Annotated in this window: 16 protein-coding genes and 1 pseudogene; 9 read left to right on the top strand and 8 right to left on the bottom strand. The window is 68.2% G+C overall.

Going from position 1 to position 26,620, the window contains the following annotated elements; genetic code table 11:
- The first annotated feature begins 573 nt into the window (after positions 1–573).
- Together OG403_RS26475 and OG403_RS26480 are read left to right on the top strand one after the other, a co-directional pair.
- Positions 574–12,273 (top strand): LamG-like jellyroll fold domain-containing protein, encoded by an 11,700-nt coding sequence (locus OG403_RS26475; RefSeq protein ID WP_329568549.1) that lies wholly within the window; start codon positions 574–576, stop codon positions 12,271–12,273.
- 9 nt (positions 12,274–12,282) lie between these two features.
- Positions 12,283–12,690, top strand: coding sequence for a hypothetical protein (locus OG403_RS26480; protein ID WP_329568551.1), 408 nt, complete (start codon positions 12,283–12,285; stop codon positions 12,688–12,690).
- Between the two features lie 259 nt (positions 12,691–12,949).
- Here the strand turns inward: OG403_RS26480 and OG403_RS26485 are convergent, their stop codons facing one another.
- The 3 genes and pseudogenes from OG403_RS26485 to OG403_RS36755 form a co-directional block, all read right to left on the bottom strand.
- Entirely contained in the window at positions 12,950–14,323 is a 1,374-nt protein-coding gene (locus OG403_RS26485) for an IS1380 family transposase (protein WP_329568553.1), read from the bottom strand.
- A 299-nt stretch (positions 14,324–14,622) separates the two neighbouring features.
- Positions 14,623–15,996 (bottom strand): IS1380 family transposase, encoded by a 1,374-nt coding sequence (locus OG403_RS26490; protein ID WP_329568555.1) that lies wholly within the window; start codon positions 15,994–15,996, stop codon positions 14,623–14,625.
- 347 nt (positions 15,997–16,343) lie between these two features.
- A pseudogene (locus OG403_RS36755) lies at positions 16,344–16,524 on the bottom strand (tyrosine-type recombinase/integrase); the annotation flags it as partial.
- A 660-nt stretch (positions 16,525–17,184) separates the two neighbouring features.
- On the opposite strand from OG403_RS36755, the gene OG403_RS26500 reads away from it, so the two are divergent.
- Together OG403_RS26500 and OG403_RS26505 are read left to right on the top strand one after the other, a co-directional pair.
- A complete protein-coding gene (locus OG403_RS26500) occupies positions 17,185–17,490 on the top strand; it encodes a hypothetical protein (RefSeq protein ID WP_329568556.1) in 306 nt (101 codons plus the stop codon).
- A 319-nt stretch (positions 17,491–17,809) separates the two neighbouring features.
- Entirely contained in the window at positions 17,810–18,415 is a 606-nt protein-coding gene (locus OG403_RS26505; RefSeq protein ID WP_329568558.1) for a hypothetical protein, read from the top strand.
- Between the two features lie 90 nt (positions 18,416–18,505).
- Here OG403_RS26505 and OG403_RS26510 read toward each other — a convergent pair whose 3' ends face one another.
- Genes OG403_RS26510 through OG403_RS26520 form a run of 3 tightly spaced genes read right to left on the bottom strand, consistent with a single transcriptional unit; the run spans position 18,506 to position 20,665 of the window.
- Positions 18,506–19,027: a hypothetical protein gene (locus OG403_RS26510; protein WP_329568560.1), complete on the bottom strand. Its 522-nt coding sequence runs from the start codon at positions 19,025–19,027 to the stop codon at positions 18,506–18,508.
- Between the two features lie 54 nt (positions 19,028–19,081).
- The gene (locus OG403_RS26515) at positions 19,082–19,600 is read right to left on the bottom strand and encodes a SigE family RNA polymerase sigma factor (protein WP_329568562.1); all 519 of its coding nucleotides are present in this window, start codon (positions 19,598–19,600) and stop codon (positions 19,082–19,084) included.
- A 21-nt stretch (positions 19,601–19,621) separates the two neighbouring features.
- On the bottom strand, positions 19,622–20,665 hold the full coding sequence (locus OG403_RS26520; protein ID WP_329568564.1) for a helix-turn-helix transcriptional regulator: 1,044 nt from the start codon (positions 20,663–20,665) through the stop codon (positions 19,622–19,624).
- A 39-nt stretch (positions 20,666–20,704) separates the two neighbouring features.
- Between OG403_RS26520 and OG403_RS26525 the strand changes: the two genes are divergently transcribed.
- The 4 genes from OG403_RS26525 to OG403_RS26540 all read left to right on the top strand — a co-directional run bounded on the left by OG403_RS26525 (position 20,705) and on the right by OG403_RS26540 (position 24,773).
- The gene (locus OG403_RS26525; protein ID WP_329568565.1) at positions 20,705–21,199 is read left to right on the top strand and encodes a hypothetical protein; all 495 of its coding nucleotides are present in this window, start codon (positions 20,705–20,707) and stop codon (positions 21,197–21,199) included.
- A gap of 222 nt (positions 21,200–21,421) precedes the next feature.
- On the top strand, positions 21,422–22,363 hold the full coding sequence (locus OG403_RS26530) for a helix-turn-helix domain-containing protein (RefSeq protein ID WP_329568567.1): 942 nt from the start codon (positions 21,422–21,424) through the stop codon (positions 22,361–22,363).
- 379 nt (positions 22,364–22,742) lie between these two features.
- Positions 22,743–23,798 (top strand): RICIN domain-containing protein, encoded by a 1,056-nt coding sequence (locus OG403_RS26535; protein ID WP_329568569.1) that lies wholly within the window; start codon positions 22,743–22,745, stop codon positions 23,796–23,798.
- Positions 23,799–24,407: 609 nt separating this feature from the next.
- Positions 24,408–24,773, top strand: a complete 366-nt coding sequence (locus OG403_RS26540) for a hypothetical protein (RefSeq protein WP_329568573.1) — start codon at positions 24,408–24,410, stop codon at positions 24,771–24,773.
- A gap of 42 nt (positions 24,774–24,815) precedes the next feature.
- Here the strand turns inward: OG403_RS26540 and OG403_RS26545 are convergent, their stop codons facing one another.
- Positions 24,816–25,112, bottom strand: coding sequence for a DUF397 domain-containing protein (locus OG403_RS26545; RefSeq protein ID WP_329568575.1), 297 nt, complete (start codon positions 25,110–25,112; stop codon positions 24,816–24,818).
- On the bottom strand, positions 25,109–25,987 hold the full coding sequence (locus OG403_RS26550) for a helix-turn-helix domain-containing protein (RefSeq protein WP_329568577.1): 879 nt from the start codon (positions 25,985–25,987) through the stop codon (positions 25,109–25,111). The genes OG403_RS26545 and OG403_RS26550 overlap by 4 nt, the downstream gene beginning before the upstream one ends.
- 125 nt (positions 25,988–26,112) lie before the next feature.
- On the opposite strand from OG403_RS26550, the gene OG403_RS26555 reads away from it, so the two are divergent.
- On the top strand, positions 26,113–26,580 hold the full coding sequence (locus tag OG403_RS26555) for an ATP-binding protein (RefSeq protein ID WP_329568579.1): 468 nt from the start codon (positions 26,113–26,115) through the stop codon (positions 26,578–26,580).
- The last annotated feature ends 40 nt before the right edge of the window (positions 26,581–26,620 follow it).

A 26,620-nucleotide genomic window follows, 5' to 3' on the forward strand; every position in this document is an offset into this window, starting at 1 on the left:
ATTGCAAGAGAGGGGGATGGGCTGCCATACGGCATGTATTGATGCGACGTCAAGGAAAGCCTTGATTAAGCATCATCTAAGGAATTATAAATCTTCCCCGTGGGAGAATATGGACGTACGGGGACCGATGAGGCGGAATCGCCTCTTCTGCTTACGGATTTGGCTTGCCGAACTGATTGTTCGTCAACTAGAACGTCTCTGACATCCCCAAACTGGGGTTCTTTCCGTGCTTGGGGGTTGGCCTTGCGCCGCTCGTCGTCGCGTCATGCCCTGTTCTCGGCCGTACGCTCCGTCAGCTCATGGCTGGTCGGCCAGTGTCGCCGAAGTGGCCGACGCTGGGTGGTGCTTCTGGCTTGCATGTCGATCGTGGCCAGCCTGTCCACGCAGGCGGCATGGGCGGTCACGGCAAAGCAGGCGACAGCTGCCATCTCCCTGAAGCTGCCCCAGCAGCGTTCTGATGCTGCGGCGGGGCGTTCGCACACTGTCTCCAGCGCGGCCACGCAACGCGGTCAAGGGCCGGAGGACTCCGCGCACACGCCCGCTCCGGGAGAGCTGCCCCCAGCGGGACACCCCGTGGTGAAGGGCACCGGCCCGCAGCCGTCCGGTCAGCCGGGCAAGGCGGTGCCTGTGCAGAAGGTCGACCCGCCGGCGAAGTCGACGCAGGCCGACCAGGTCGCTCAGCAGAAGAGGGCCAGTGCGGCGTTCGGCTCGACGGCCGCCAGCGTGCCGGCGGGCTCCTCGTCGGCGACGACTGTGCAGGCTCCGGCTCCGGCCGCAGTTGAGGTTACGGCTGCCCGCACCGCGACGACCTCGACGTACCAGAACCCCGACGGCACCAAGACCATGCGGGTGTTCCCGCGGCCGGTTCACTATCAGAAGGCTGATGGGACCTGGGCGGACATCGACACCGGGCTCACCCAGCGCGCTGATGGCCGGTGGACCGAGAAGGCCAACAGCCAGCAGTTGACGTTCGGGCCGACGGCGAACTCCTCGGCACTCGTGGACTTCCCGATCGACGCGAGCCACGACGTCTCCTACGGTCTGCAGGGCGCTCTGCCAGTGACCGCGACGGCGAGCGGCGACACACTGACCTACGCCGGCGCCCAGACGTCCACCGATGTCCAGTACAACGCCCTTGCGACCGGTGCCAAGGAGTCGCTGATCCTGCACGACGCGTCAGCCCCGACCGTCTGGACCTTCCCGCTGCAGCTGACCGGCGTCAGCGTCGCGCTCGACGCGACGGGGAACGCCGTCTTCACCGACAGTTCGGGGCAGGTGCGGCTGACGATTCCGCGCGGGTTCATGGAGGACTCGGCCATTGATCCGAAGTCGGATCAGGGCGCTATGTCCGACGGCGTGACGTACCAGCTGACCACGGTCAACGGTGCGCCTGCGCTGCAGATGACCCTGGACAGTACGTGGCTGCACGACGCGCACCGGGTCTTCCCGATCCACGTCGACCCCACCACTACCGCGAACGTCAACGTCGGGCAGTCCACCTATGTGATGTCGCCGTTCACGGCGAACTACTCGAGCGACAGCGTGCTCAAGGTGGGCACGTACGACGGCGGCGGGCATGTGGCGAACAGCTACCTGTACTTCCCCGGTGTTGCGACCGCGGTGCGTGGGAACTACGTCGAGAGTGTCGGCCTGGCCCTGGACGACCTGTGGTCATACGACTGCGGGCAGCACGAGGTGGACGTCTCGGCCATCAGCTCCAGTTGGAGCCCGTCCTCGATCAACACCTACCCGGGCGTCAGCATCGGAGGACAGCTCGGAAAGGCAAGCTTCGGTGCCGGAACGAGCTGCTCCAACGGCACCCAGTGGGAGGGCATCCCTCTGGCCAACAGCCACTCCGATGCCGGTTCGCAGCTGGTGAGTTCCTGGACGGTACCCGGGGCCAACAACTTCGGCCTTGCGGTGACGTCCAGCGGTACGGACAGCAATGCCTGGAAGCAGTTCGCCAGCGTCAACTCCAGCTACCCACCCTATCTGTACGTCACCTATGCGGACTGGGCAGCGAGTTCCACGGTCGCGAGCAGTTACACGCAGCCGACGTACAACACTCCCGGTTCGGCCCAGGTCACGATGACGAACCTGGCGTCGAACTGGTGGAACTCCACCTCCATGCAGCTGAAGGCGCGGGTCTTCGACAGCAACGGCAACGAGCAGTCGGTGAACGCGCCGCTGGTGGGTGTGTCGGGTCTGGTGCAGACGGGGCAGTCGGTCACGGTCAATGCGGTCATTCCGGTTCTACCGAAGCTCGGTACGCAGTACTCGGTCTGCTTCGACGGGTACGTCGGTGGCACGGTGTCGCTGCACGACTCTTACGGAATACCTTGGCAGGGCGGCTGCATCGGGGTGGTCGGTCAGGACACGGCGCCGCAGATCGACACGGTCACGCCGCTGAACGGCACGGTGTCGGGGAGTCTGACGCCGCAGTTGTCGGCGGTGGGGCATGATCCCGACAACTACCCCGGGACGGGGGTGTATTACGAGTTCCAGGTGTACTCGGCGGATGGCAGTACGAAGCTGGCCGATTCGGGTTACCAGTTGGGGCAGTCCTGGTCGGTGCCGCCGGGTGTGCTGGCGTGGAACAGCAGCTACTGGTGGACGGTAGCGGCCTGTGACCAGATCGCGACGGGTGCGTGGACGAGTTGGTCGTCGATCTCGACGCAGGTGCAGCAGCCGCCGATCACCTCGCATCTGGGCGGTGCGGCCAGCGACGGTCACGGGCACTCGTTCGATCCGCAGGTCGGGAACTACACGACGGCGGTGACGGACGCGTCGGTGAAGGTGGTCGGGCCGGCGCTGTCCGTGGTGCGGTCGTACAACTCGCTGGATCCGCGGACGACCACGCTGTTCGGGGCTGGTTGGACGACGGCGCTGGACATGCGGGTGCAGCCGGACAACGACGGGACCGGCGCGGTGGTGCTGACCGACGCGTCGGGGCGGGCCGAGCGGTTGGGGCCGGATCCGAAGAACGCCTCGCAGTACGTCCCGGCGCCGGGTGAGTACGAGACGCTGACGAGTAGCGCGTCGGGTGGGTTCGTGCTGCTGCTGAAGAACCGCACGCAGTACACCTTCCAGACGCAGGCCAGTGGAGGTTCCTGGTACGAGCTGACCTCGGTGTCGGACGGCGAGGGTCATGCGCAGAACCTGCACTACACCAACAACCTGCTCGACACCGTGACGGACGCGGCCTCGGGCCGCGCACTGCACCTGAGTTGGACGTCCGACAGTCGGCATGTGGCGAAGGTGACCACCGATCCGGTCACCGGCACCGACCCGAGCACCGCGCTGACCTGGACCTACGCCTACAATCCGTCGAACGCGGATGAGCTGGACCAGGTGTGCGCGCCGCCGACGGGCGGGAACACGGCGCCTTCGTGCACGACGTACTCGTACGCGTCGGGCTCGCATCTGCGCTCGGCGACGCTGGACGCGAATCCGGCGTCGTACTGGCGGCTGGGTGAGTCCTCAGGGACGACCGCGGCCAGTGAGGTGATCGCGAACCAGGGCAACGACGTCGCGCAGTACGTGGGTGGCGTGACGTTGGGAGCGCAGGGTCCGGCGACGGGCTCTTCCGCGACGGCGGCCTCGTTCAACGGGTCCTCGTCGGCCGTGGCGCTCCCCAACGGGCTGCTGGCCAACAGCTATGTGTCGCTGGGGCTGTGGTTCAAGACCACGGCGCCGGGTGTGCTGGCGGAGTACCAGAACGGCCCGTTGTCGCAGGCGCCCTCGCACGCGAGTCCGCTGCTGTACGTGGGCACGGACGGGTATCTTCGCGGTGAGCTGTACGGCCCGGCCGTCGGCTTCGCCCCGATGACATCGTCGGGGGCGAAGGGGATTGTGACCGACGGCGGCTGGCACTACGCGCTGCTGACCGGATCGGGCGCCAGCCAGACCCTGTATCTGGACGGCACCGCGGTCGCCGGGTCGCCGCTGTCCGGGGTCATCAACCCGCTCGACCAGACGACGACCTACATCGGGGCCGGCTTCACGCGGGGCAGCCCGTGGCCCTCGGTCCCGGCAGCGGGCGGGGACGGGAACTCACACTTCCAGGGCCAGATCGCCGACGTCGCGATGTACCAGCACACTCTGGGTGCGCCGACGGTGACCGCGATCTACCAGGCCGGCATCAACGCCTCGACCGAGCTGACCGGTGTGCAACTGCCGAGCGGCAAGCCGGGAACGGCGGTGCAGTACGACGCGGTCAAGGACCGGGCGAAGCAGGTCACGGATGCCAATGGCGGCAGTTGGACGATCAATCCGCCGTCGGTGAGCGGTTCGGCGCAGGAGTACCGCGGTCAGGTGATGGGCTCGACCCCGTCGGGCTACTGGCGGCTGTCGGACCAGGCGGGTACCCAGGCCGCCAACGAGATCTACAGTCCGCGTCCGACGCCGGACAACGGCGCCTACGCGAATGTGACGCTGGGTGCGGCGGGGCCGATGGCGGGCTCGGCCGGGTCGGCTACGTTCGACGGCGCGACCTCGTCGGTGCAGCTGCCGTCGTCGATGATCCCCACGCAGGGTCCGGCGGCTGTCGCGGTGTGGTTCAAGACCACGACCGCCGGCACGATCCTGGGCTACCAGGACGCCCCGATCGGCAGTAGCAGCGCGCAGTCCTGGAACCCGACCCTGTACGTCGGCGCCGACGGCAAGCTCAACGGCAAGTTCTGGGCGGGCTCGGGCATCCCGCTGTCCTCGACGCAGGCGGTGAACGACGGCAAGTGGCACTTCGCGGTGCTCTCCGGTGACACCCCGACCAGCCAGACCCTCTACGTGGACGGCCAGTTGAGTGCGGGTCCGCTGACCGGCACGATCAGCTCCAACGGCATCCACTACCTGTACCTGGGCGCCGGCAACTCCACCGGCTGGCCCGATGCGGGCAGCGCGCCGTCCGGGCACTTCAACGGGCAGCTCGCCGACGCCGCGATCTTCCCGCACGGCCTGACCGCCGGCTCCGTCTCCTCCCTCTACACCCAGGCGACCACCCAGAGCGCGGCCCAGGGCGCGAGCCCCAGCGGCCCGTCCGGCTACGACGCCGCGATCATCTCCAACCAGCCCTCGGGCTACTGGCGCCTGGACGACGCGAGCGGCAACCAGGCCACCGAACTCCTCTCCTCCGCCGCCCTGGCACAGAACCGCGGCACCTACAACAGCACCACCCAGGGCACGGCCGGCCCCTGGGCCTCGGGCACCTCCGCCGCCACCACGTTCAACGGCACCACCTCCTACCTCCAGCTGCCGCCCAGCGCCATGCCCCAATCGGGCGCCAACTCCACCATCGCCCTGTGGTTCAAGACCACCGCGCCCGGCGTCCTCTACAGCTTCCAGAACTACCCGCTCGGCAACACCGGCGGCGGCCAGAGCGGGGTCACCAACGCCTGGAACCCGGCCCTGTACGTGGGTACCGACCACAAACTCCACGGCGAACTGTGGACCGGCAACCCTAACAACGCGGTCTCCGGCACCAACGTCGATGACGGGAACTGGCACTACGCCGTTCTGACCGCCAGTGGCACCACCCAGCAGCTCTACCTGGACGGATACGCCAGCGGCCAGCCCATTACCGGCACCGTCTCCTACAACGGCAACGGCTACGCCTACCTGGGCGCCGGCAACACGCAGGGCGGCTGGCCCAGCGCGCCCGCCGACACCAGCGGCCACTTCAACGGCTCGCTGGCCGACTTCGCCCTCTACTCCTACGCACTGGCTCCCGCCGCGATCACGACGTTCTACCAGAAGGCGACCACCGCCGTGGACGCCAGCGGCCTGGACGCCGCCAGCGCCTTCCGCACCGCCACGATCCAGGACGGCCCCTACGGTTACTGGCGCCTCAACGACCCGTCAGGATCGTGGTACGCGCAGGACGAACTCGGCACCGCGCTGCCCGACCCCAGCTCGGGCACCTACACCAGCACCACGCTGGGTTCGGGCGGCCCCTCCGGCGACCCGGCGGAGCTGTCGGCGACGTTCAACGGCACCAACTCCGTGCTGCAGTTGCCCTCCAACGCGGCCCCCACCCAGGGCGCGGCCTCGGTGGAGCTGTGGTTCAAGACCACCAGCTCCGGGGTGCTGTACGACTACCAGAACGGGCCGATCGGCGGTGGCGGCGGCGCGCAGGTCTGGAACCCGGCCCTGTACGTCGGCTCCGACGGCAAGCTCTACGGCAAGTTCTGGGCCGGCCCGGGCAGCATCATGTCCACCAGCCAGACGGTGACCGACGGCCACTGGCACCAGGCGGTGCTGACCGCCGACAGCACCGGCCAGTCCATCTACCTGGACGGCAACCAGGCGGCCTCCCTCTCGGGTACCGGCGCGGTGTCCTACAACGGGAACTCGTACGTCTACGTCGGCGCGGGGGACGTGCAGGGCTGGCCCAACGCCGGGTCCGCGTACTTCAACGGGCAGATCTCCGAGGTCTCCTACTACCCCTCGCGGCTGACCGCCGCCCAGGCCTCCGGCCACTACCACGCCATGAGCATCGCGGGCGGCCCGGTCCCGGTGACCACCGCCACCGTCACCGACCCCACCGGCAACACCCTCACCTACAAGTACGACACCCACACCGCCAAGCTCACCTCCTACGCGGACGCCTACGGCAACACCACCCGCTACACGTACGACACCAACGGGTTCCTGTACACGGTGACCGACCCTGACGGGCACACCGTCACCACCGGCCACGACGCGCGCGGCAACACCGTCTCCACCACCACCTGCCAGAACCCGTCCAGCTGCCAGACCAGTTACGCGACGTACTACCTGGACACCACCAACGAGTTCGACCCGCTCAACGACAAGATGCTGAGCTCCAGCGACGCGCGCTCCAGCGGCCCCACCGACACCACCTACACCACCACCTATGCCTACAACACCTACTACGGCACCCTGATCAACACGACCCCGCCGGCCACCGCCGACTACCCCAAGGGCCGCGTCAGTTACGTCATCACCGACGGCGGCTCCCCGGCCACCGACGGGGGCACGACACCAGCGGGCGCTCCCGCTTTCGTGACCAACCTGGTCGACGCGGGCGCCTACCCGACCCCCGCCAGCGTCCCGGCCAACCAGGAGACCAGCTACCGCTACAACTCCAAGGGCGACCTCACCCAGAGCACCAGCCCGAGCGGCCTGATCACCACCTACACCTACGACAACCTCGGCCGCCTCGCCACCAAGACCGAGGCCTGCACCGACTGCGGCCAGGGCCAGACCGCGACCACGACCACGACCTCCTACACCTGGGACGGCCAGGGCAACCCGCTCACCGAGACCGACCCGGCCACCACCGACGCGGTCACCGGCACCGTCCACACCCCCCAGACCAGCTACACCTACGACGCGGACGGCGACAAGACCAGCCAGATCACCGCCGACACCACCGGCGGCGACAAGCCCCGCACCACCAGCTGGGCGTACAACAGCACCAACGACCTGCTGTGGCAGGTCACCGACCCCGCGGGTGCCAAGACCACCTACACCTACGACGCCTACGGCAACACCGCCACCAAGACGGACGCGGCCGGCACCAACTACCAGTACTCCTACAGCCCGCAGGGCTGGCTCCAGCAGACCGCCATCGCCAACTACACCGGCAACCCCGACAGCCCCGTTGCCGCGCACTGGCAGGTCACCGACTCGCGCGCCTACGACCCGGCCGGGCGCCTGGCCACCGACACCGACGCGATGGGTCGCACCACCCACACCTACTACAACGACGACAACACCGTCGCCGAAGTCGACCTCGACGCCTTCCACAACTTCAACCCCACCACCGGCCAGTTCGACGGCACCACCCGCAACGTCGTGCTCCAGACCAACACTTACGACGCCGCCGACGAACTGGTCCAGCGTGTGACCGGCGGCGGCAAGACCACCGTCGTCAACACCTACGACGCCGCCGCCCGCCCCACCAGCACCACCCTCGACCCCGGCGGCCTCAACCGCATCACCACCCAGACCTACGACGCCGCCAACGACGTCACGAGCACCAAGCTCACCGACGGCACCACCACCCGCGAGACCGACAACACCTACGACACCGCCGGCGACCTCCTCACCGCCACCGTCGACAACACCCCCAAGAACTCCGTCACCACCCACACCTACGACCAGCGCGGCCTGCCACTCACCACGGTCAGCCCCGACGGCAACACCACCACAGCGGTGTACGACGCGCTGGGTCAGCTGACCAGCACGGCCGCACCGGTCGTCACCAGTCACCAGTTCAGCTCGACCAGCGGGGCCGATGCCGCGCTGCAGGTCGCACCGATATCGAAGACCGGCTACGACACCTTCGGTGACGCGACGTCAACTGAAGACCCGGACGGCAACATCACCACCGTCACCTACGATGCCGACGGCCGCCAGGTGGCCCTCGCGAGCCCGACCTACACCGCCCCCGGCACCACCGGCGCCGTCACGGCCAGCACCGTCACGCAGTACGACGCGCTCGGCCGCCCGACCAGCAGCACCGTGGACCCCAGCGGCCTCAACCGCACCAGCACCTTCACCTACGACCAGCTCAGTGACCTGGTCAAGCTGACCGAGCCAGCTGTCAACGGCACCACCCCCACCCAGACCTTCAGCTACGACCTGGACAAGGAACAGCTCTCCAGCGTCGACCCCACCGGCGCCACCGTCCAGCACACCTACGACGACCTGGGCCGGGACATCACCTCGACGCAGCTCGTCCGCCAGCCCACCGCTGCCGCGTACACCGCCACCTACGCCCACGACGACGCCGGCAACCTGACCTCCGCGACCACCGCGCAGCAGGAGTCCGAGAGCGCCACCTTCGACGCGGCCGGCGAGCGCCTGACGCTGACCGACCCGCTGAAGAACACCACCAGCTACACCTACAACCTCGCCGGCCAGGTCACCAGCACCACACTGGCCGACCACACCTCGACCCGTACCACCTACGACCAGGCCGGCCGGCCCACCGCCAGCACCCCGTACGACCACAACGGCAACCCGCTGCCCGGCAGCCAGACCAGCTACGACGCTGACGGCAACCCGGTCACCACGACCGACGCCGACGGCCACCCCACCAACTACACCTACGACGCGCTCGACCAGCTCATCGGGCAGACTCAACCCATCGGCTCCGGCCAGAACATCACCACCGGCTTCGGCTACGACCCGGCGGGCAACCGGACCCTCTACACCGACGGTAATGGCCACCCCACCTCGTACACGTTCAACACTTTGGGCCTGCCCGAGTCCACCGTCGAGCCCGCCACCACGGCCGACTCCGTCGTCGCCGACCGCACCTACACCAGCGGCTACGACACCGCTGGTGAGCGGGTCAGCTACAGCGAGCCCGGTGGCGTCACCCTCGCCACCACCTACGACGCGGACGGCAATCAGCTGACCCAGGCCGCCTCCGGCGCCGAAGCCGCCACGGCGACCCGCACCTTCAGCTACGACGCGGACCACCGCCTGCTCACCGCGTCCGCCCCCAACGGCACCGAGGCTTACAGCTACGAAGACCGCGGCCTGCTGCTCTCCACCAGCGGACCCACCGGCACCGCGAGCTACGGATACAACGCCGACGGCAAGCTCACCACCCGCAACGACACCGCAGGCACCACCGCCTTCGGCTACGACGCGGCCGGGCGCCTGACCACCGCCGCCGACCCGCTCACCGGCACCGCCGTCACCTACCAGCACGACACGGTCGGAGACCTGCAGAGCATCGGCTACGGCACCAACGGCGCCACCCGTACCTACAGCTACGACGACGAACACCGACGTACCAGCGACACCCTGAAGACTGCGGGTGGAGCGGTCGAAGCCTCCATCAACTACACCTACGACCCGGCCGGTTACCTCACCGGCCAGGCCACCAACGGCGTCGCCGGATCCGCCAGCCACACCTACTCCTACGACTGGGCCGGGCGCCTGACCTCCTGGAACAACGGCACCAGCGCCACCAACTACGGGTACGACAACAACGGCAACCGCACCCAGTCCGGCAGCACCAGCGCCACGTACGACCAGCGCAACCGAGTGCTGACCTCCGGTACCACCAGCTACACCTACACCGCCCGCGGCACCGTTGCCTCCAGCACCACCAACGGCACCACCACCAACTCCACCTACGACGGCTTCGACCAGCTCGCCACCTCCGGTGCCCAGACCTACACCCACGACGCCCTGGGCCGCCTGACCACCGCCGGCAGCCACACCTTCAGCTACGACGGCACCAGCGACAACGTCACCTCCGACGGCACCGAGACCTACGACCACACCCCCGACGGTTCCCTGCTCTCCCTGAGCAGCAGCGCCGGTGGCGCGGTCCTGCCCTACACCAACGACCACAACGACCTCGTCGGCACCTTCACCGCAGCCGGCACCGCGCTGGCCAGCTCCACCAGCTACGACCCCTGGGGACAGGTCACCGCCACCAGCGGTCCCGCCCACAACCTCGGCTACCAGAGCGGCTGGACCGACAACACCACCGGCCAGGTCGCCACCGCCAGCCGCTGGTACAACCCCACCACCGGCACCTTCACCAGCCGCGACACCGCCAACCTCCCACCCACCGACGCCACCGCCGGCAATCACTACGCCTACGCCGACGACAACCCCCTCACCAACGAGGACCCCTCTGGCCACGACAGCTGCGAAGACCCCGGGCCCGAAGATGACGACACCCCACCCGTTCACCCTGGCGGGGGAGGCGGTGGCGGCGGTGGTGGCGCGGGCGGCCAGCAAGCGGCGGTCAACCCCGCGGGCTACTACTCCGCCAACGACGGGGAGGATGCCACAGCCCAGTCCAACTTCGACTATGACTACAACCAGTCTGTCCAGACCACCAATACCCGAGGCTACGAACTCGACCTCCAAGCCCTGCAGCAGTGGGAGGACAGCCAGCCTGTCCAAATGTGGGACGGCAACGGGAACACCTTCACCTGGACATACGGTCAGTATGCAGCCCGTGGCGGCGCCGAAGGCGAGATCAACCTTGAACCCGAACTCACCGAGGAACAGCAAGAACTAGAGCTCGAATTCGAAAGTGCCGGCTATTCCAGCCACAACATCGACCCGAACGAACTCCTCGGGCTCGCATCAATCCTGCCCGGCGGCTCGTCCAGCTGCGGCGGAGGCCAGGTTGCCCCTCCCAGCGGACCGACCGCCAAGGACGGACTCAACCAAGCCCCAGGCAACGCCAAGCCCGAAGGTAACGGCACACCGCCAGCTTCGGAGAACAACACTCCGGGTCAGCCGACCGGCTCCGGAACTCCTGAGCAGCCGGGCGACAGCCCTGAAAACCCGATCCAGCTCACCGCAAAGCCGAACCCCGCTGCAACTGCCGCCCCGGCGGCTCCTACGGCCGACGTGCCAGAGCCAGCGGCCCTCCCCACCAACGACACTCCGGCAATGACAACCGAGGAGCCGCCGGAGGAAGGGACCTGCAGCTTCACACCTGACACCCCCGTCCTTATGGCTGACCGCACCACCAAGCCAATCGGCACCATCAAGGTCGGCGACAAGGTCCAGTCGGCAGACCAGACCACGGGCACTGACCAAGGTGGCCGGAGCGTCCTCGCGACTCTCGTCCACCACGACGAGGACCTGATAGACGTCACCGTCCGCCAGGCCGACGGCTCAACTGCAACGCTGCACACCACGACGCTCCACCCATTCTGGGACGACACCACGCACACGTGGACACCTGCGGGCAGACTCGTGGCGGGACACCACCTGAAGACCAGCGATGGGGCGGCTGTCGAAATCCTGGGCACTCATGTGGTGGCTGGGTCCGAAACCATGTACAACCTGACGGTTGACCAGCTCCACACGTACTATGTGCTGGCAGGCAGCACGCCGGTCCTGGTGCACAACACCTGCCCGAACCACCTCGCAGATGTGACGGTCTACGATTCAAAGGGAGTTGCGCGTGGAGCAAATCCTGGCGAAGAGGGTCCGGCCACCTACTACGCGGGCCGAGGGATACCAACAGAGAAGGCGCAGGGCCCGTGGAAGGGCGGCATGGCAACCCACACGGAGGCGCGTGCAACTCGCGTCGCTGGATCTCCTTGGCCGTACTGGAAGACGGGTGATGATCCGCTGTTGGGTCGCGCTCCGGCCGCCGAAGGCGATACCTATTACGTTGAGGGACAATTGCCCCCGTGTAGCTGGTGCCAAGTCGCTATGGAAGAGGCAGCTGGCAACACCGGGACGAACTGGGTCTATACCTGGCTTGACGACAGCGGAGCTCGACAATTCTGGTGGCGTGGACCAAATGGCTTTTAGGAGAGTTAAGTGATCTCGATCGTTGCCCGAGCGGCCGGTGTCGAGGAGCATCAACCCCTGCTCCTGGTGGGGTTCGCGGAGTCGGAGGACGGAGGCGGACGAGCCTTTCACTTCCAGTGTGATCTCCGTAGGAACGATTACGAAGAAGGCAGCAACTGGCCCGAGGGTGAAAGCTACTGCGTGTCGAACGAGGGCGGTTTTACTCGATTCGGTTGCGTCAGCGAGATTGAGTCGAAGGGCAACACAATTAGGGTTGTTTTCACGGAAGGGGCTGTTCGCGACCTTCGCTTGGGGGACTCTGAGTACGAGTTCCAGATTGTGAGCAAAGACGTCGAGATGGCGGAGATTCTGGGCGAGCTTCGTCGGATTCTCACTTGCGGGCGACCCGAGTATCACCCTCGCTTTCTGGGGATGTAGCCCGGGAATCTCGAAAATCTGCAAACCCTTTGGTTGGGATTGTCTGTCACGGCCGCATGCGGTTGGACATTCAGTACTTGCCTAACCTCGATCTTGCATGACGGCTCGTCAGCATGGCTGGCGGGCCGTTTTCGCTTGTCCGGGCCGGGGTTTCTGTCCTGTGGGCATGGTGAGGGCCCGGCTGTCGCGTCGGGTGAGCGCCGGGTTCCACAGCTCCGGAAGGCAGTGAGTGCTCGTCGGGATGGGGCGATGTCACTGGTCAGCCGGGCGCCGGCAGGATGTGTAGGCGGGCGAACGCGCTGGTGATCACGTCGGTCCAGGGCCAGTGACGGGCCAGACGGAGGTAGCTGCGGCGGCCGGTGGTGACGAGCTGGGCGGCGGCGGAGAACAGCCTCAGCCGCATGCGTTTGGGCTCCCAGCGACGGGCGGGCCCGGTCAGCGCAAGCATGGGCATCCAGGCGAGCAGATCGAGCGCGAGCTGGATGATCTCCAGCCAGACCTGGTTCTGGGCGGCATCGTGGAGCGGCAGGTTGCGCAGTCCGGTGTCGCGGGCGGCGCGGACGCGGTCCTCGGCGCGGGCCCGCCGGCGGTGCCGCAACTCCAGAGCGGCGATGGGCGTGTGCTTGGTGTTGGTGGCGAAGCAGGTCAGCCGCATGCCGTCGGCGTCGGTGAAGCGCAACTGGGCGCCTGGGTGCGGCCGTTCCTTGCGGACGATCAGCCGCATTCCCGTCGGCCAGCCGGTGAGGACATCGCCGGCGAGTTCGGCGACCCAGGCGCCCTCGCGGATCTCGCCGTCGGGTTCGACGGCCGCGGTCCAGGCCGGGGCCGGGACCTTCAGCACGGCGGCGTGGATGGCGTCGGTGATGGTCATCCCCACCGAATAGGACAGCCATCGGCCGCGTGCGGTGAGCCAGTTGAGGAAGTCGTGGGTACCGCCGGCGGAGTCGGTGCGGATCAGGGTCCGGCGTCCACGCCGGTACTTCTTCGGCAGCTGGGCCAGGGCCACGCGGGCGGCCTCGATGTGGTCGGCGGCCGTGTTGCTGCCCGCGTTCCCCGGCCGCAGCAGGCCCGCGACCGGTTCTCCGGACCCGTCACCGCCGTGGTCGACGAACGCGAACAGCGGGTGATGCCCGAACGTCTTCTTCCAGGTCTTGGCAGCGTGCTCCTTCTCGGAGTGCGCGAGGACCAACACTCCGTCGATGTCCACGATCACGTCCCCGTCTGCGTCCGGAGCCGCATCGCCGGCCAACCTCCAGACCCGACAGCGGACGTCGGCTCGTGCCCGCCGGATGGCCTCAAGGGCGCGGGGCCCGGCCGCGGCGAGGGCGTCCACCAGGCGTGAGACCGTCGGGTCAGAGGCCACCGGCCCGAACACAGCAGGCTCGGCCCGCAACATCGCGACATCGGCCAGACAGTCCCCGCCCAAGGCGACCGCCAGGGCCATGTCCAGCAGGATCTTGCCCGGATCGTGCACCGCACGCGGCTTGCGCCAGCGCTGGAGAGCCGCTGACAACGTCGTATCCAGCCCGCTTCTGCGGACCGTCTCCACCAGCAGAACCGAGCCGGCCTGTGAGACGACACCTCGACCGTTGCCCTCGACACGGACACGCGGGTACGACCCGGTAGTGTTCACTTGAGAAGTGCTTCTTTCCACGCAGCTGACTGGACCCTAGACAAGTCCCATCGTTGCAGGTCAGGAGCACTTTTCTCTTTTCTGATCATCCATCGGACAGCAGCCGCCATGAAAGCCCGAGGCTAACCTCGATCTTGCATGACGGCTCGTCAGCTCGACTGACGGGCCGTTTCTGCTTGTCTGGGCTGGAGTTGCTGCCTGTAGAAACGCCGAGGGCCCGACTGCCGCGTCGGGTGGGCACCGGGTTCCACGACTCCGGAAGTGGTCCACTGCTCGTCGGGATGGGGCGATGTCGCTGGTCAGCCGGGGTCCGGCAGGGCGTGTAGGCGTGCGAACGCGCCGGTGATCACATCGGTCCAGGGCCAGTGGCGGGCCAGGCGGAGGTAGCTGCGGCGGCCGGTGGTGACGAGCTGGGCGGCGGCGGAGAACAGCCGCAGCCGCATGCGCTTGGGCTCCCACCGGCGGGCGGGCCCGGTCAGCGCGAGCATAGGCATCCAGGCGAGCAGGTCGAGCGCGAGCTGGACGATCTCCAACCAGACCTGGTTCTGGGCGGCGTCGTGCAGGGGCAGGTTGCGCAGGCCGGTGTCGCGGGCGGCGCGGATGCGGTCCTCGGCGCGGGCGCGCTGGCGGTGCCGCAGCTCCAGGTGCGCGATCGGGGTGCCGGTGGTGCTGGTGGCGAAGCAGGTCAGCCGCATGCCGTCGGCGTCGGTGAACCGCAACTGCGCTCCGGGGTGCGGCCGTTCCTTGCGGACGACGAGCCGCATCCCCTTCGGCCAGCCCGTGAGGACATCACCGGCGAGTTCGGCCACCCAGGCACCGTCGCGGATCTCGCCGCCGGGTTCGACGGCCGGGGTCCAGGCCGAGGCCGGGATCCTCAGCACGGCCTGGTGGATGGCGTCGGTGATGGTCATCCCGACCGAGTAGGACAGCCATCGGCCGCGTGCGGTGAGCCAGTTGAGGAAGTCGTGGGTTCCGCCGGCGGAGTCGGTGCGGATCAAGGTGCGGCGTCCGCGCCGGTACTTCTTCGGCAGCTGGGCCAGGGCCAGGCGGGCGGCCTCGATGTGGTCGGCGGCGGTGTTGGAGCCCGCGTTCCCCGGCCGCAGCAGCCCGGCGACGGGTTCGCCGGACCCGCCTGGGCCGTGGTCGACGAACGCGAACAGCGGGTGGTGCCCGAACGTCTTCTTCCAGGTCTTGGCTGCATGCTCCTTCTCGGAGTGCGCGAGGACCAGCACTCCGTCGATGTCCACGATCACGTCCCCGTCTGCGTCCGGAGCCGCATCGCCGGCCAACCTCCAGACCCGACAGCGGACGTCGGCTCGTGCCCGCCGGATGGCCTCAAGGGCGCGGGGCCCGGCCGCGGCGAGGGCGTCCACCAGGCGTGAGACCGTCGGGTCAGAGGCCACCGGCCCGAACACAGCAGGCTCGGCCCGCAACATCGCGACATCGGCCAGACAGTCCCCGCCCAAGGCGACCGCCAGGGCCATGTCCAGCAGGATCTTGCCCGGATCGTGCACCGCACGCGGCTTGCGCCAGCGCTGGAGAGCCGCTGACAACGTCGTATCCAGCCCGCTTCTGCGGACCGTTTCCACCAGCAGAACCGAGCCGGCCTGTGAGACGACACCTCGACCGTTGCCCTCGACACGGACACGCGGGTACGACCCGGTAGTGTTCACCTGAGAAGTGCTTCTTTCCACGCAGCTGACTGGACCCTAGACAAGTCCCATCGTTGCAGGTCAGGAGCACTTTTCTCTTTTCTGATCATCCATCGGACAGCAGCCTCCGTGAAAGCCCGAGGCTAACACCGGGAGGCCCCACCGGATCGCTTCCGGTGGGGCCTCTTGATCGTTTGACGTCACCAGTTGACGTCAGTTGATGGGCAGCAAGATCCCATCTTCTGGCGGGTCGTTGTCCTCGTTGCTGTTGCTGTTGCTGTTGCTGTTGCTGTTGCTGTTGCTGTTGCTGTTGCTGTTGCTGTTGCTGTTGCTGTTGCTGTTGCCGTTGCCGTTGCCGTTGCCGGAGGCGGAGTGCGGAGCGCGTGGCCGAGGAGGTCGATGGCGTCGCGTTGGATGTGGAGCCGGACGTGCGTAGACGGAGGCGGTGACGCTGATATGGGCGTGGCCGAGGAGTTCCTTGATGACGACGAGTTCGACGCCCTGGTCCAGGAGGAGGGTGGCGGTGGAGTGTCGGAGGTCGTGGGTGCGCCGTGAGGCGCTGTGGTTCGAGTGGAGGTGAGAGACCTTCGCCGCTGACCCTGTCTCAGCAGGGCGGTGGAGCTGGGGGCAGCCTGATCCGGGTGGCGCCGGGGAGGGTGGGAGCAGCCCTGACAAGCCGGGACGGGCCGGTACTGCCAGACGGTCCGGGTTCGGCGAGCGGGACGGAGAGGAGTATGTGAGGAACCGGCGTGTGACACCCCCTTGATGCGGCACCAGCTCGAACCTGGTGGATCTGGGCTGGGGGCGGCGCGCACCCGTCGTGATGGGCGGCGGGGAACTCCCGAGGTGGTGGGCATGAGCTGCCAGGGAGGCTGCGAGGAAGGTCTGTGGCGTACTCGCAGCGATGCCGCAGGGGGCATAGTCGGGCTCCTACTTCGTTGAGCGAACCACAGTGAACACGGGAACTGTCCTGGGTCTTGCCCTGAGCGTCGCGTCCAGCGGCGAGGGTGGGGCTGGGCGCGTCGACCGCCGATCGGTCCGGGACGGGGCGGAGCCGCCGTAGTACTCCGAGGTCGGGAAAGCCGGCCGCATGGGGAAGGGCGGCAGCGGTTTCGAGAAGGGAAGGACGCTGCAATGCCGGAAGGCGCGTCGCCGAATGGCGGTGCTCCTCGTTCTGGTCCGGCCGGGCCGGGGGCGAGGGTATCGGAGATGCAGGCCAAGCTTCACCGTTGGGCGGTGGCCGATCCCGGCCGTCGGTTCGATGACTTGTTCAACTTCGTGTGTGACCCGGCGACGCTGATCGTGGCGTTCGACTGGGTCGCGGGGAACCAGGGCGCGTGCACGCCGGGTATCGACGGCCTTACGGTCGCCGACGTCGCGGAGCAGGTGGGCGTGCCCGGGTTCCTGGATGACCTGCGGGCCGCTCTCAAGGACGGCTCGTTCCGACCGCTGCCGGTGCGGGAACGCAAGATTATCTGCCAATCAATGGGAGATGGAAATGACCTCGCCTTGTGAAGAAAATCGGAACGCCGCTGCTATCTGGCTCTCGGAAATCGACTGGTACGCGGACAAGGACGGCACGGTCGACGGCCACCTTCTCCGGCGCCCGCAGGACGTCAGCAAGGCGTTGGCCTGACAGGTCACCCCCGTCGGCCAGGTCCGACCTTGGTCAGGCCGACTGTGCCACGACGAGGCAGGCGAACTCCGTGCGAACGGCCATACGATGACGGTGAGCGGGCGGTGACGGCGCTCGGCGGGGATGGGGGCTGCGATGGGTGAAATACCGGGTGCACGCGCGGAGTTGGATCGGCTGGGGCGAGGTCTGCGTGCGCGGATGGTGGAGCTGATCACTGACCTGACGCCTGGCGGCGACCTTCGCCTGCTGTTCCTCGACGAGCCGGGGGTTGCCGACTGGCACGAGCCGCTCCGCTACCGCTACTCGGCGCTGTTCCGCGGGGACCGGCCAGCAAGCGTCCGCGCCTCGGACCTCGCGTCCCGGGCGGCCCGCCTGCTCGGCTTGGCGGGTTGGGAAGTCGCGGTGGGGGAGGAGCGGGACGGCGGGAAGCGGTGGAGTGTGCTCACCGGGCGCCATGACGGCAGTAGCGTCGAGATCCGGGTGGGTCACCACACGTCCGCGGTGATGTTCAGCGGGCGGACGGCGGCGATGCCGCTGCACACGCTGGAGGCGTTTCAGTGGCCGGAGCCGGTGTGCACGGCCGAGAGTGTCACGCCCGGGTACGTGCTCTGCTACGAGTGCGATGGGCTGGGCGCGTGTCCCGGGTGTGGTGGGCGAGGCTGGGTGCCCGAGCCGACGCACGGACGGACCAAATGCCGCGAATGCCACGGGGCGCGCTTCTGCCTGATCTGCCGGGGCGGGGGTGAGCTCGCCATCTCCCAGTTGAGCGAGTACCAGCGGGGCAATTACCCCGAATTGGGCTAGGGCACGTACTGGTGGGGATCCATCCCGAGTGGTTGGGTGGTCCGGGCGCCCGGACGACCCAACCGTGTCAGCCTGACCAGCGGCCGGTCATTACTTCACGTTGCCGGTCGGGGTGGGGGTGGGGAAGGCGCCGGCCGGGCCAGGGGTCGGGATGCCGCCGGTCGGAGTAGAGGTAGGGATGCCGCCGACCGGGCCAGAGGTCGGGGAGGCGCTGGCCGGGCCGGGGGTCGGGAAGGCGCCGGTGGGAGTAGAAGTCGGGTAGACACCGGCAGGGCCAGAGGTCGGGTAGCCGCTCGCCGGGCCGGGGCTCGGGGAGGCGCTGGCCGGGGCCGGGGCCGGGGTGCCGCCGGTCGGGGTGGGCGTGGGAGTGGGCGCGGGAGCCGGGAAGGCGCTGGCCGGGGCCGGGGCGGGGGTCGGGCTACCGCCGGTCGGAGCCGAGGCCGGGGCGGGCGTGGGGGCGGGGGAGCCCGTGGCCATGGCGATGCTGGTGCCTCCGAGGATCGCCATCAGGGTGAGGGCGGCGCCTCCCACGACGCGGCGCCGCGTCCTGCGTGCCCGGCCGGCGGCGATCACGTCGTCGGGGTCCGTCGATCCAAACTGGACCTGGTCCATGTGTTCCTCCAGTGCAGATTTCAACCAGTGTTCGTCGTGCTCGTACATGACGGTTCAGACTCCCCTCATGTCGAATTCGCGCAGCATGAGCTGACCCCGGAGCTTCGCCAGCGCCTTCGAACTCTGGCTGCGCACGGTACCCACCGAGCACCCCATCGTTGCCGCCACCTCCGCTTCGGGTAGATCGACCCAGTACCTCAGCACCACGGCGGTGCGTTGGCGTCTGGGGAGTGCCATCAGGGCCCGCATGACGTCGACACGCGTCGTGTCGGCGCCGGCGGGCGGGGTCACGTAGGCCCCTTGCGTCTCGACCGCCATGTCGGTGAGGAGTTCGCGCACGCGTCGCTTGCGCAGCCGCGAGATGTTGGCGTTGACCAGGATCCTGCGCACGTACGCGTCCGCGTTCTCGCTGCTGCTGACCCGCCGCCAGGACACGTACGCCTTGGCCAGAGCTGTCTGGACCAGGTCCTGTGCCAGGTGCGGGTCACCGACCAGCAGGTAGGCCTCCCGCTCGAGGATCCCGCGCCGGCTGACGACGTAGTCGCGGAAGTCACGCTCGCTTGCTTCGTCCAAGTCTCACTTCCTCTCCAATACCTAAGACGCCGGTCGGTACCCGCTGCTATGCCCGAGGTCGGAAAAATGTCGAAGATCCACCCGATCCGGTGCGGCCGGGGCGTAACGGGCCGCCAGCGCGTGGGCTGTCTCGGTGAGGCGGGCCCGCAGTTGCGGTGGGGCGAGGACCTCGACGTCCGTGCCGAGGCCGAGGAACATCGCGTGGGCGTGGTCGAGTGACTCGATGGGGAGCACCGCGCGGGTCCAGCCGTCCGGTTCGGGGGTTCCGGTGGCGGCCAGGGCTCGGGCGAGGGGGCCGGTGAGGCGGGGGGCGGCGTGCGGGGAGAGGCGGACCAGCGCCTCGCCCGTGTAGAGGCGGGCGTGGAAGTCGGCCTGTTGGCGCTGCCAGTGGGCGGCCAGGTCGAAGTCCTTCGGGGGGACGAAATCATCGTCGCGGAGGGTGAGTTCGAGGATCTGGTCGACCCGGTAGGTGCGGAGCGAGGTGGACGGGCCCGGGTGGTGTGCGGCGATCAGGTACCAGCGGCCGGCCTTGAGGACGAGGCCGTACGGCTCCAGGCGCCGGTCCACGTCGGTGGGTTCCTTCCAGCGCCGGTACCGGACGTCGAGCACCCGGCTGCGCCACACCGCCTCCGCGACCTGCGACAGGTGTGGAACGTCGTCGTCCTCCGCGTACCAGCCGGGGGCGTCGAGGTGGAACCGGGACCGCATCCGGTCCGCCTGGGCGCGCAGTTCGGGCGGGAGCGCCGCGCGCAGTTTGAGCTGGGCGCCCGCGAGGGCCGCGCCGAGGCCGAGTTCGGCGGCGGGGCCCGGGATGCCGGAGAGGAAGAGCGCCTGGGCCTCGCCGGCGCTCAGGCCGGTCAGTCGGGTGCGGTAGCCGTCGAACAGCTGGTAGCCGCCGCAGTGCCCGGCGTCCGCGTAGAGCGGTACGCCCGCCGCGTGCAGTGACTCGATGTCGCGGTAGACGGTCCGGACCGACACCTCAAGCTCCTCGGCGAGTTGAGCGGCGGTCATCCGGCCCCTGGTCTGGAGCATCAGCAGGATCGACAGCAAGCGGCTCGACTTCACTGACACAAGATGTCAGTGGAGCCGCCCTACGGTCCAACCATGGCTTTCACGGAGAAACTGCTGCGGGTGCTGTCGCCGATCGAGGTGGGCGGTCGCTGGATCAAGCGCTACCACGTCGCCGGGGACCCGGTCGGCATCGACCCGGTCGGCATCGAACCGGCAGTCGAGCAGGCGGCGTACGCGATCCTGCCCGAGCTGCTGCCCGAGCCGGACGGCACGCCGGCGGCCTCCTTCGTCGTCCTCCACAGGGGAGGGGACGACGGCGCCTATCTGAACGCCTACAGCTGGGTGTGGGACAACGTCCTGCACTTCGGCGGGGCGGCGGCGGGCCAGCCGGTGCTGGGGTGCCCGGACAACGACCCGACGCACTTCGTCCGGCTGGACCGCTCAATGATCGGCTGCGTCTGGGAGTTGCCGCCGATCCTGCACGAACGCGACGCCTGGGTACGCCACATGCTCGCGCCGGACCACGCCGATCTCGACGCGTACCTCGCCGACTCCCTCGCCGAGGGCAGCACGGGCGACCGCACGTGAACGACTTCGACTTCTTCGTCGGCACCTGGGACGTCGCCAATCGACGCCTGACGGACTACCTCGACGAGACGAGACGAGCGGGTGGGAGGAGCTCCCGGGTGTCAGCCACGCCTCCCGGCACTTCGAAGGCGGGGCGAGCTCTGCGGGAACGACACCTACGACGGCAGGGACATCAAGGCGCGCCTTGAGCTTCCAGTGACTGGAGACAGCAGAGTGGGGGACATGGACGTTACGACCCTCTACTCGATCGGGGAGCTTTCCCGGCGGACCGGCTTGTCCGTGAGGACCATCCGGTTCTACTCCGATTCGGGGGTGGTAGCGCCGACCACCCGAAGTCCCGCCGGTTATCGGCTCTACGACCTCGACGCACTGCTCCGTTTGGAACTCCTCCGCACACTGCGCGAGCTGGGCATGGACCTGGCCACGATCCAACGGGTACTGGACCGCGAGCTCTCGGTGACGGAAGTCGCCGCGGCGCAGGCCGACGCCCTGGACGTCCAGATCCGGGTGCTGCAACTGCGCCGGAGCGTTCTGCGAGTCGTGGCCAGCCGCGGGTCCAGTCCCGAGGAGACCAAACTCATGCACAGGCTGACGCAGTTGACCGGCGAGGAACGCCGACGTCTGATCGACGACTTCCTGGACGGCACCTTCGGCACGGTGGATGCCGACCCGGCCGCAGTGGCCATGGTTCGCGCTGCCACTCCCGACCTCCCCGATGATCCGTCCAGCGAGCAGGTCGCCGCGTGGGTGGAACTCGCCGAGCTGGTCGGCGACGAGGACTTCCGGGCCCGGATGCGCCGAACAGCCACGCGCCAGGCCGCCGGGCGCACACTCGACATCGAGAGCGAGGCCGGCGAGGAACTGATGGAATTCACCCGTCAGAAGGTCGCCGAGGCCAGGGAGTCGGGCATCGACCCGCTCAACGACAGGGCCGCACCCGTCATCGACGACCTCGTGCACCGCTTCGCCGAGGTATTCGCGCGCACCCCGGACGCGGAATTCCGGGACTGGCTGGCCCAGCAGTTCGAAGAGGCGCACGATCCCCGGGTGGACCGGTACTGGCGGCTGGTGTGGATCATCAATGGCTGGCAGGTCCTACCGAACCTGCTCCCGGTGTACCCCTGGCTCGTCCAGGCCCTGCGAAACGACCGCGACACTCCCTAGTCACCACCCCTTGGACTCATTCATCCAGGGGATGTCAGGTCGTGGACGTTCCATCAATAACGGCCGTTACAGTAATCGACCCGTAAAGATCCGCCGCTCCCGCGTACGGAGAACGTCAGGATCGCGGACGACGGAGGCCGACCGACCGGCCCGGCCAATAGCCTCGCGACGATCACTGAGCCGTCGTCAGACACCGTTCGCCGACTTGCCCGGTCGGCCCACGGGTCGCGGCGCTGTCGACGGACGGCGTCCCGTGGGCCGCATCGTCCGGGACCGCGTCCCGACCGGGCATCACATGGCCCGCTCCGATGTGAGCAGTCGTGGATCCGACGACGACGTTCTGTGTACCGGACAGTCGGCATGAGTAAGGAATCATCAGGTGAGGAAACCCGCACGACTCTTCAGTGCCCTCGGGCTCTGCGCCGCGTTGCTCCTCGGAGCGACGGTCGGTTCGGCCACGCCCGCGGCCGCCGATACCTCGCCCTGGGCATCGGCGTGCTCCAATGACGAGGGGAACCTCTCCTGGACGGCGGGTCCCGCCGAGCGGTTCGGGGCAGCCGCGGTGTGCATCGCGGCGCTGATCGACGAGGCCAAGCGGGACAATGCGGCCCGCAACGTCTTCGTGCAGGGCGCGACCCAGCACCTGAACACCATCTTCGCCGGCAAGTACAACTTCATGCTCTTCAACACCGGCGGCAGCTCCGGCGACTACCCCGGCGTGACCTACACCCAGAACCTGAGTGGCGTCGTGGCCAAGATCCCGATCGTGTTCCAGGGCAACGGCGACGCGGGCTACACGCTGTGGATCTTCAGCGGCGGCGGCACGCTCACGAACACGGGCGACGGCGGCTGGCTGAACTGGGGGTACGGCGGCGCCTACACGACGTCGACCCACGCCCGTTCATGGTGGTGCGGACGGATGCTGTGCCACCACGACGACGTCACGGTGTCCTTCTCCGCGCGCCCGCAGACTCCGGGACAGGTGATCAAGAGCGGCGTGAACGCGAACGAGTGCATCGACAACTGGGGTTCCGCCTCGGGCAACGGCAACCCGATCGACCTGTACCCGTGCAACGGCGGCTACCAGTCCCAGCAGTGGATGTTCATGTCGGCCGGCATGCTCGAGTCGGGCGACAGCCCCAACGACCCGTCGGGGCTGCTCACCATCAACGGTAAGTGCCTGGACGTTCCGGGAAGCAGCACGTCGGTCGGTACGCAGGTGCAACTGTGGGACTGCGCCTCCACCCGGTGGATCCTCCCCATGACGAACGACGGCCAATTGTGGCGGTACAACGCCGGCACGGGGACCTGGCAGAACGTGCACAGCGGCCTGTGTCTGGACCTGGTCGGCCGGAACACGGCCCCGGCCACGCGTCTGAACCTGCAGCCGTGCAGCGGTAGCTACAGCCAGAAGTGGCGCTGGGCCTCCGCCTGAGGGCGGGTCCGAACTCGGCCCAGGCGGTGGCACCAGTGCCACCGCCTGCGCACCCACCTCGCAGGCGGCGATGCGGATGGTGTCGTCGACGGCGGCCTTGTGCAGCAGCTTGGCGAAGCCGGTCCGGTCGAGGCGGTGCCCAGCGGTGTCCGCAGCCCATCCTGGGGGGAGAAATGGGGGGCGTAATTGTGGACCGGATCCGATTGGATCGGCACAGCGCTCCGCTGGTCGGGGTCGCGTGCCGATTGGATCGGCCATAGGGGGCGGAATCGACTGATTCCGCCCCCGGCGACCGATTCGGCCTGGACCCTCAGATGCGGCCGATTACGGGCTTCCAGGGGCTACGGTCGGGTCACGATCGGGGGGCGGTGAAGGCGAGCTGACGGGGCGTCGGATGACGATGGGGGGATGAGAGCTTCGGGGATGGTCAGCGGGGTTGCCGTGCTGGTGGTGGCGGTTGCGGTGGTGGGGTGTGGGAGTGAGCGGGTGACCGGTGGGGGGAGACCGGTGGTGAGTGTGGAGACACCGGCGGTGAGTGCGGGGACGCCGGCGGTGGAGGGGTACTGCCCGCCGGTGGAGGCGCAGGGGAGTGGGACGCCGGGGCCGTGTGTGAGTGAGAGCGAGCAGCAGCGGTTCGCGGAGAATCACGCGTACGCGAGTCAGTTTCCTGCCACCGCCGGGCAGCAACAGGCAGCGCAGGCGCAGGTGCGGGCGTTGGAGGCGGGGTTGCAGGGGTTGGCGGGGAAGTCGTTCGACGAGGGGCAGTTGATGGCGGCGACAACGGCGGCGACCGGGGGGAATCCCGGGATGGTGGCCGTGACGGCGTTCATACCGGGGGACCCGGCGGGGGCGGCACTGGTGGTGGAGGGGCCGATGGGTAGCTGTATCCACGGTGAGATCGACGGGACGCAGGTCACCGCTCGGGTCACCGGCCCGATTGCCGACGGCGGTTGTGTACCGGCTGTCGGGCACTGAGGGGAGCGGTGTGGGGCGCGCGGGTGGGCGCGCCCCACGGGTTCAGCGGGTGGTGGTGGCGAGGGTGAGGAAGGCGGTCCAGCTGGAGGCGGGGAAGGAGAGGGCCGGGCCGGTCTTGTCCTTGGAGTCGCGGACGTGGATGGTGGCGGGGGTGGTGGCGACCTCGATGCAGTTCCCGCCCTCGCCACTGCTGTAGCTGCTCTTCGCCCAGGCGACCTCGATGCATTCGCCGCCTTCGTTGTTGCTGTAGCTGCTCTTGACCCAGGCGACCTCGATGCAGTTGCCGCCCTCGTTACTGCTGTAGCTGCTCTTGAACCAGGTGAGTTGTGCGGTGCTCATAGTTCTCCCAGCATCTTCTCGATCAGTGCCAGGGACTCGGGCGGCGTGAGCGCCTGGGCCCTGAGGCTGCCGTACTGTGCGGCCAGGATACGGACTTCCTCCGGGTCTGTGATCAGATGACTGAGGTTCTGGATCTCGATGTAGCCGAGCCGGGGTTTGCCCTTCGGGGTGAGGAGGACGAATGGGCCGCCCATTCCCGAATGTTCGGGGCGGTCCAAGGGCATCACCTGGAGTTCGATGTTGCGCTTCCGGCCTACAGCGAGCAGCTTCGCCAGTTGCCCGGCGTGTACGGCTCGGCCGCCGATCGGTCGGCGCAGTACGGCTTCCTCGATGATCCAGCTGAGTTCCGGCGCCGGCCAGCGGTCGAGAAGGTCTTGGCGGGCGATGCGGGCCATGACCCGATCCTCGATGGTCTGTTCGGCGAGGAGCGGCTTGCGCATTGCGTACAGTGCCCGGGCGTGCTCCTCGGTTTGGAGGAGGCCCGGGATGTGGTGGTTGCTGTACTCGTGCAGCTCGACGGCCAGGGGTTCGAGCCGCACATAGCCTCGAAAGAACGCCGGATGCCGCCGCACCTTCGCCTTCGCCTTGGCCTGCTCCACGTCGTCCTGAATGACCGTCAGCATCCCGCCCGCGTCCAGCTTCACGTCCGCCGAGGTCAGGAACTCCTTCTGCACCACCCGTCGCCCGCGCTCCAGCGAGGAGATCAGGTCCTCGCTGTACCCGAGCAGGACCCCCGTCTGATTCTGTGTCAGGCCCGCCCGCTCGCGCAGCAGCTTGAGCTGCTTCCCGATCGCTCGGAAGAAGTCCGTACTGTCGTCCGTGTCTTCGAGCTCCTCGGGGCGCTGTTCGTCGTCCTGGTTCGCTGCTGCCGTCACTGCGACCACCTCGCACCTGGTTACTGCCGTGATTCGGTACTGGTACGGAGCGTCTTCGTGCCATGCACGCTCTGTACCGACTGACCCACTGGTCAGCGTACGCGGATCCCGCCACGCTCGGTGGCATGAAGTCCGAAATCACCCTTGCCCAGCAGACCGACACCGCACTCTGCGCCGGTTGGCAGTTCCCCTCGACGAGACGCGGCGCGAGGCGCGCGCGGCAGACGGCGGCCCGGCAGTTGATCTGCTGGGGCTGGACGCCGGAGGACGAGGTGTTCCAGAGCGCCGAGTTGATCGTCGCGGAGCTGGCCGCGAACGCCATGACGCATGGTCATGTACCCGGTCGAGACTTCCAGGTGCGGTTGCGGCTCGGGCCGTGCCCGGGGCTGGCGACGTTGTTGCGGATCGAGGTGTCGGACTCGCGCGGGGAGCGGCTGCCGCAGCTGCCGGAGGAGTCGACGCTGGGCGTGGAGTCGGGGCGCGGGCTGCTGCTGGTGGACGCGTTGGCCGATCGGTGGGGGACGGTGGCGCGGCCGCCCTCGGGTAAAACGCTCTGGTGTGAGCTGGATCTGACGGGAAGTCAGCAGATGTGATCAGTTGCGGACAGTGGTCGGATGGGCACGAAGTGTGGTG

It is taken from the genome of Kitasatospora sp. NBC_01266, from assembly GCF_036242395.1.
In the GTDB taxonomy this organism is placed as follows: Bacteria; Actinomycetota; Actinomycetes; order Streptomycetales; family Streptomycetaceae; genus Kitasatospora.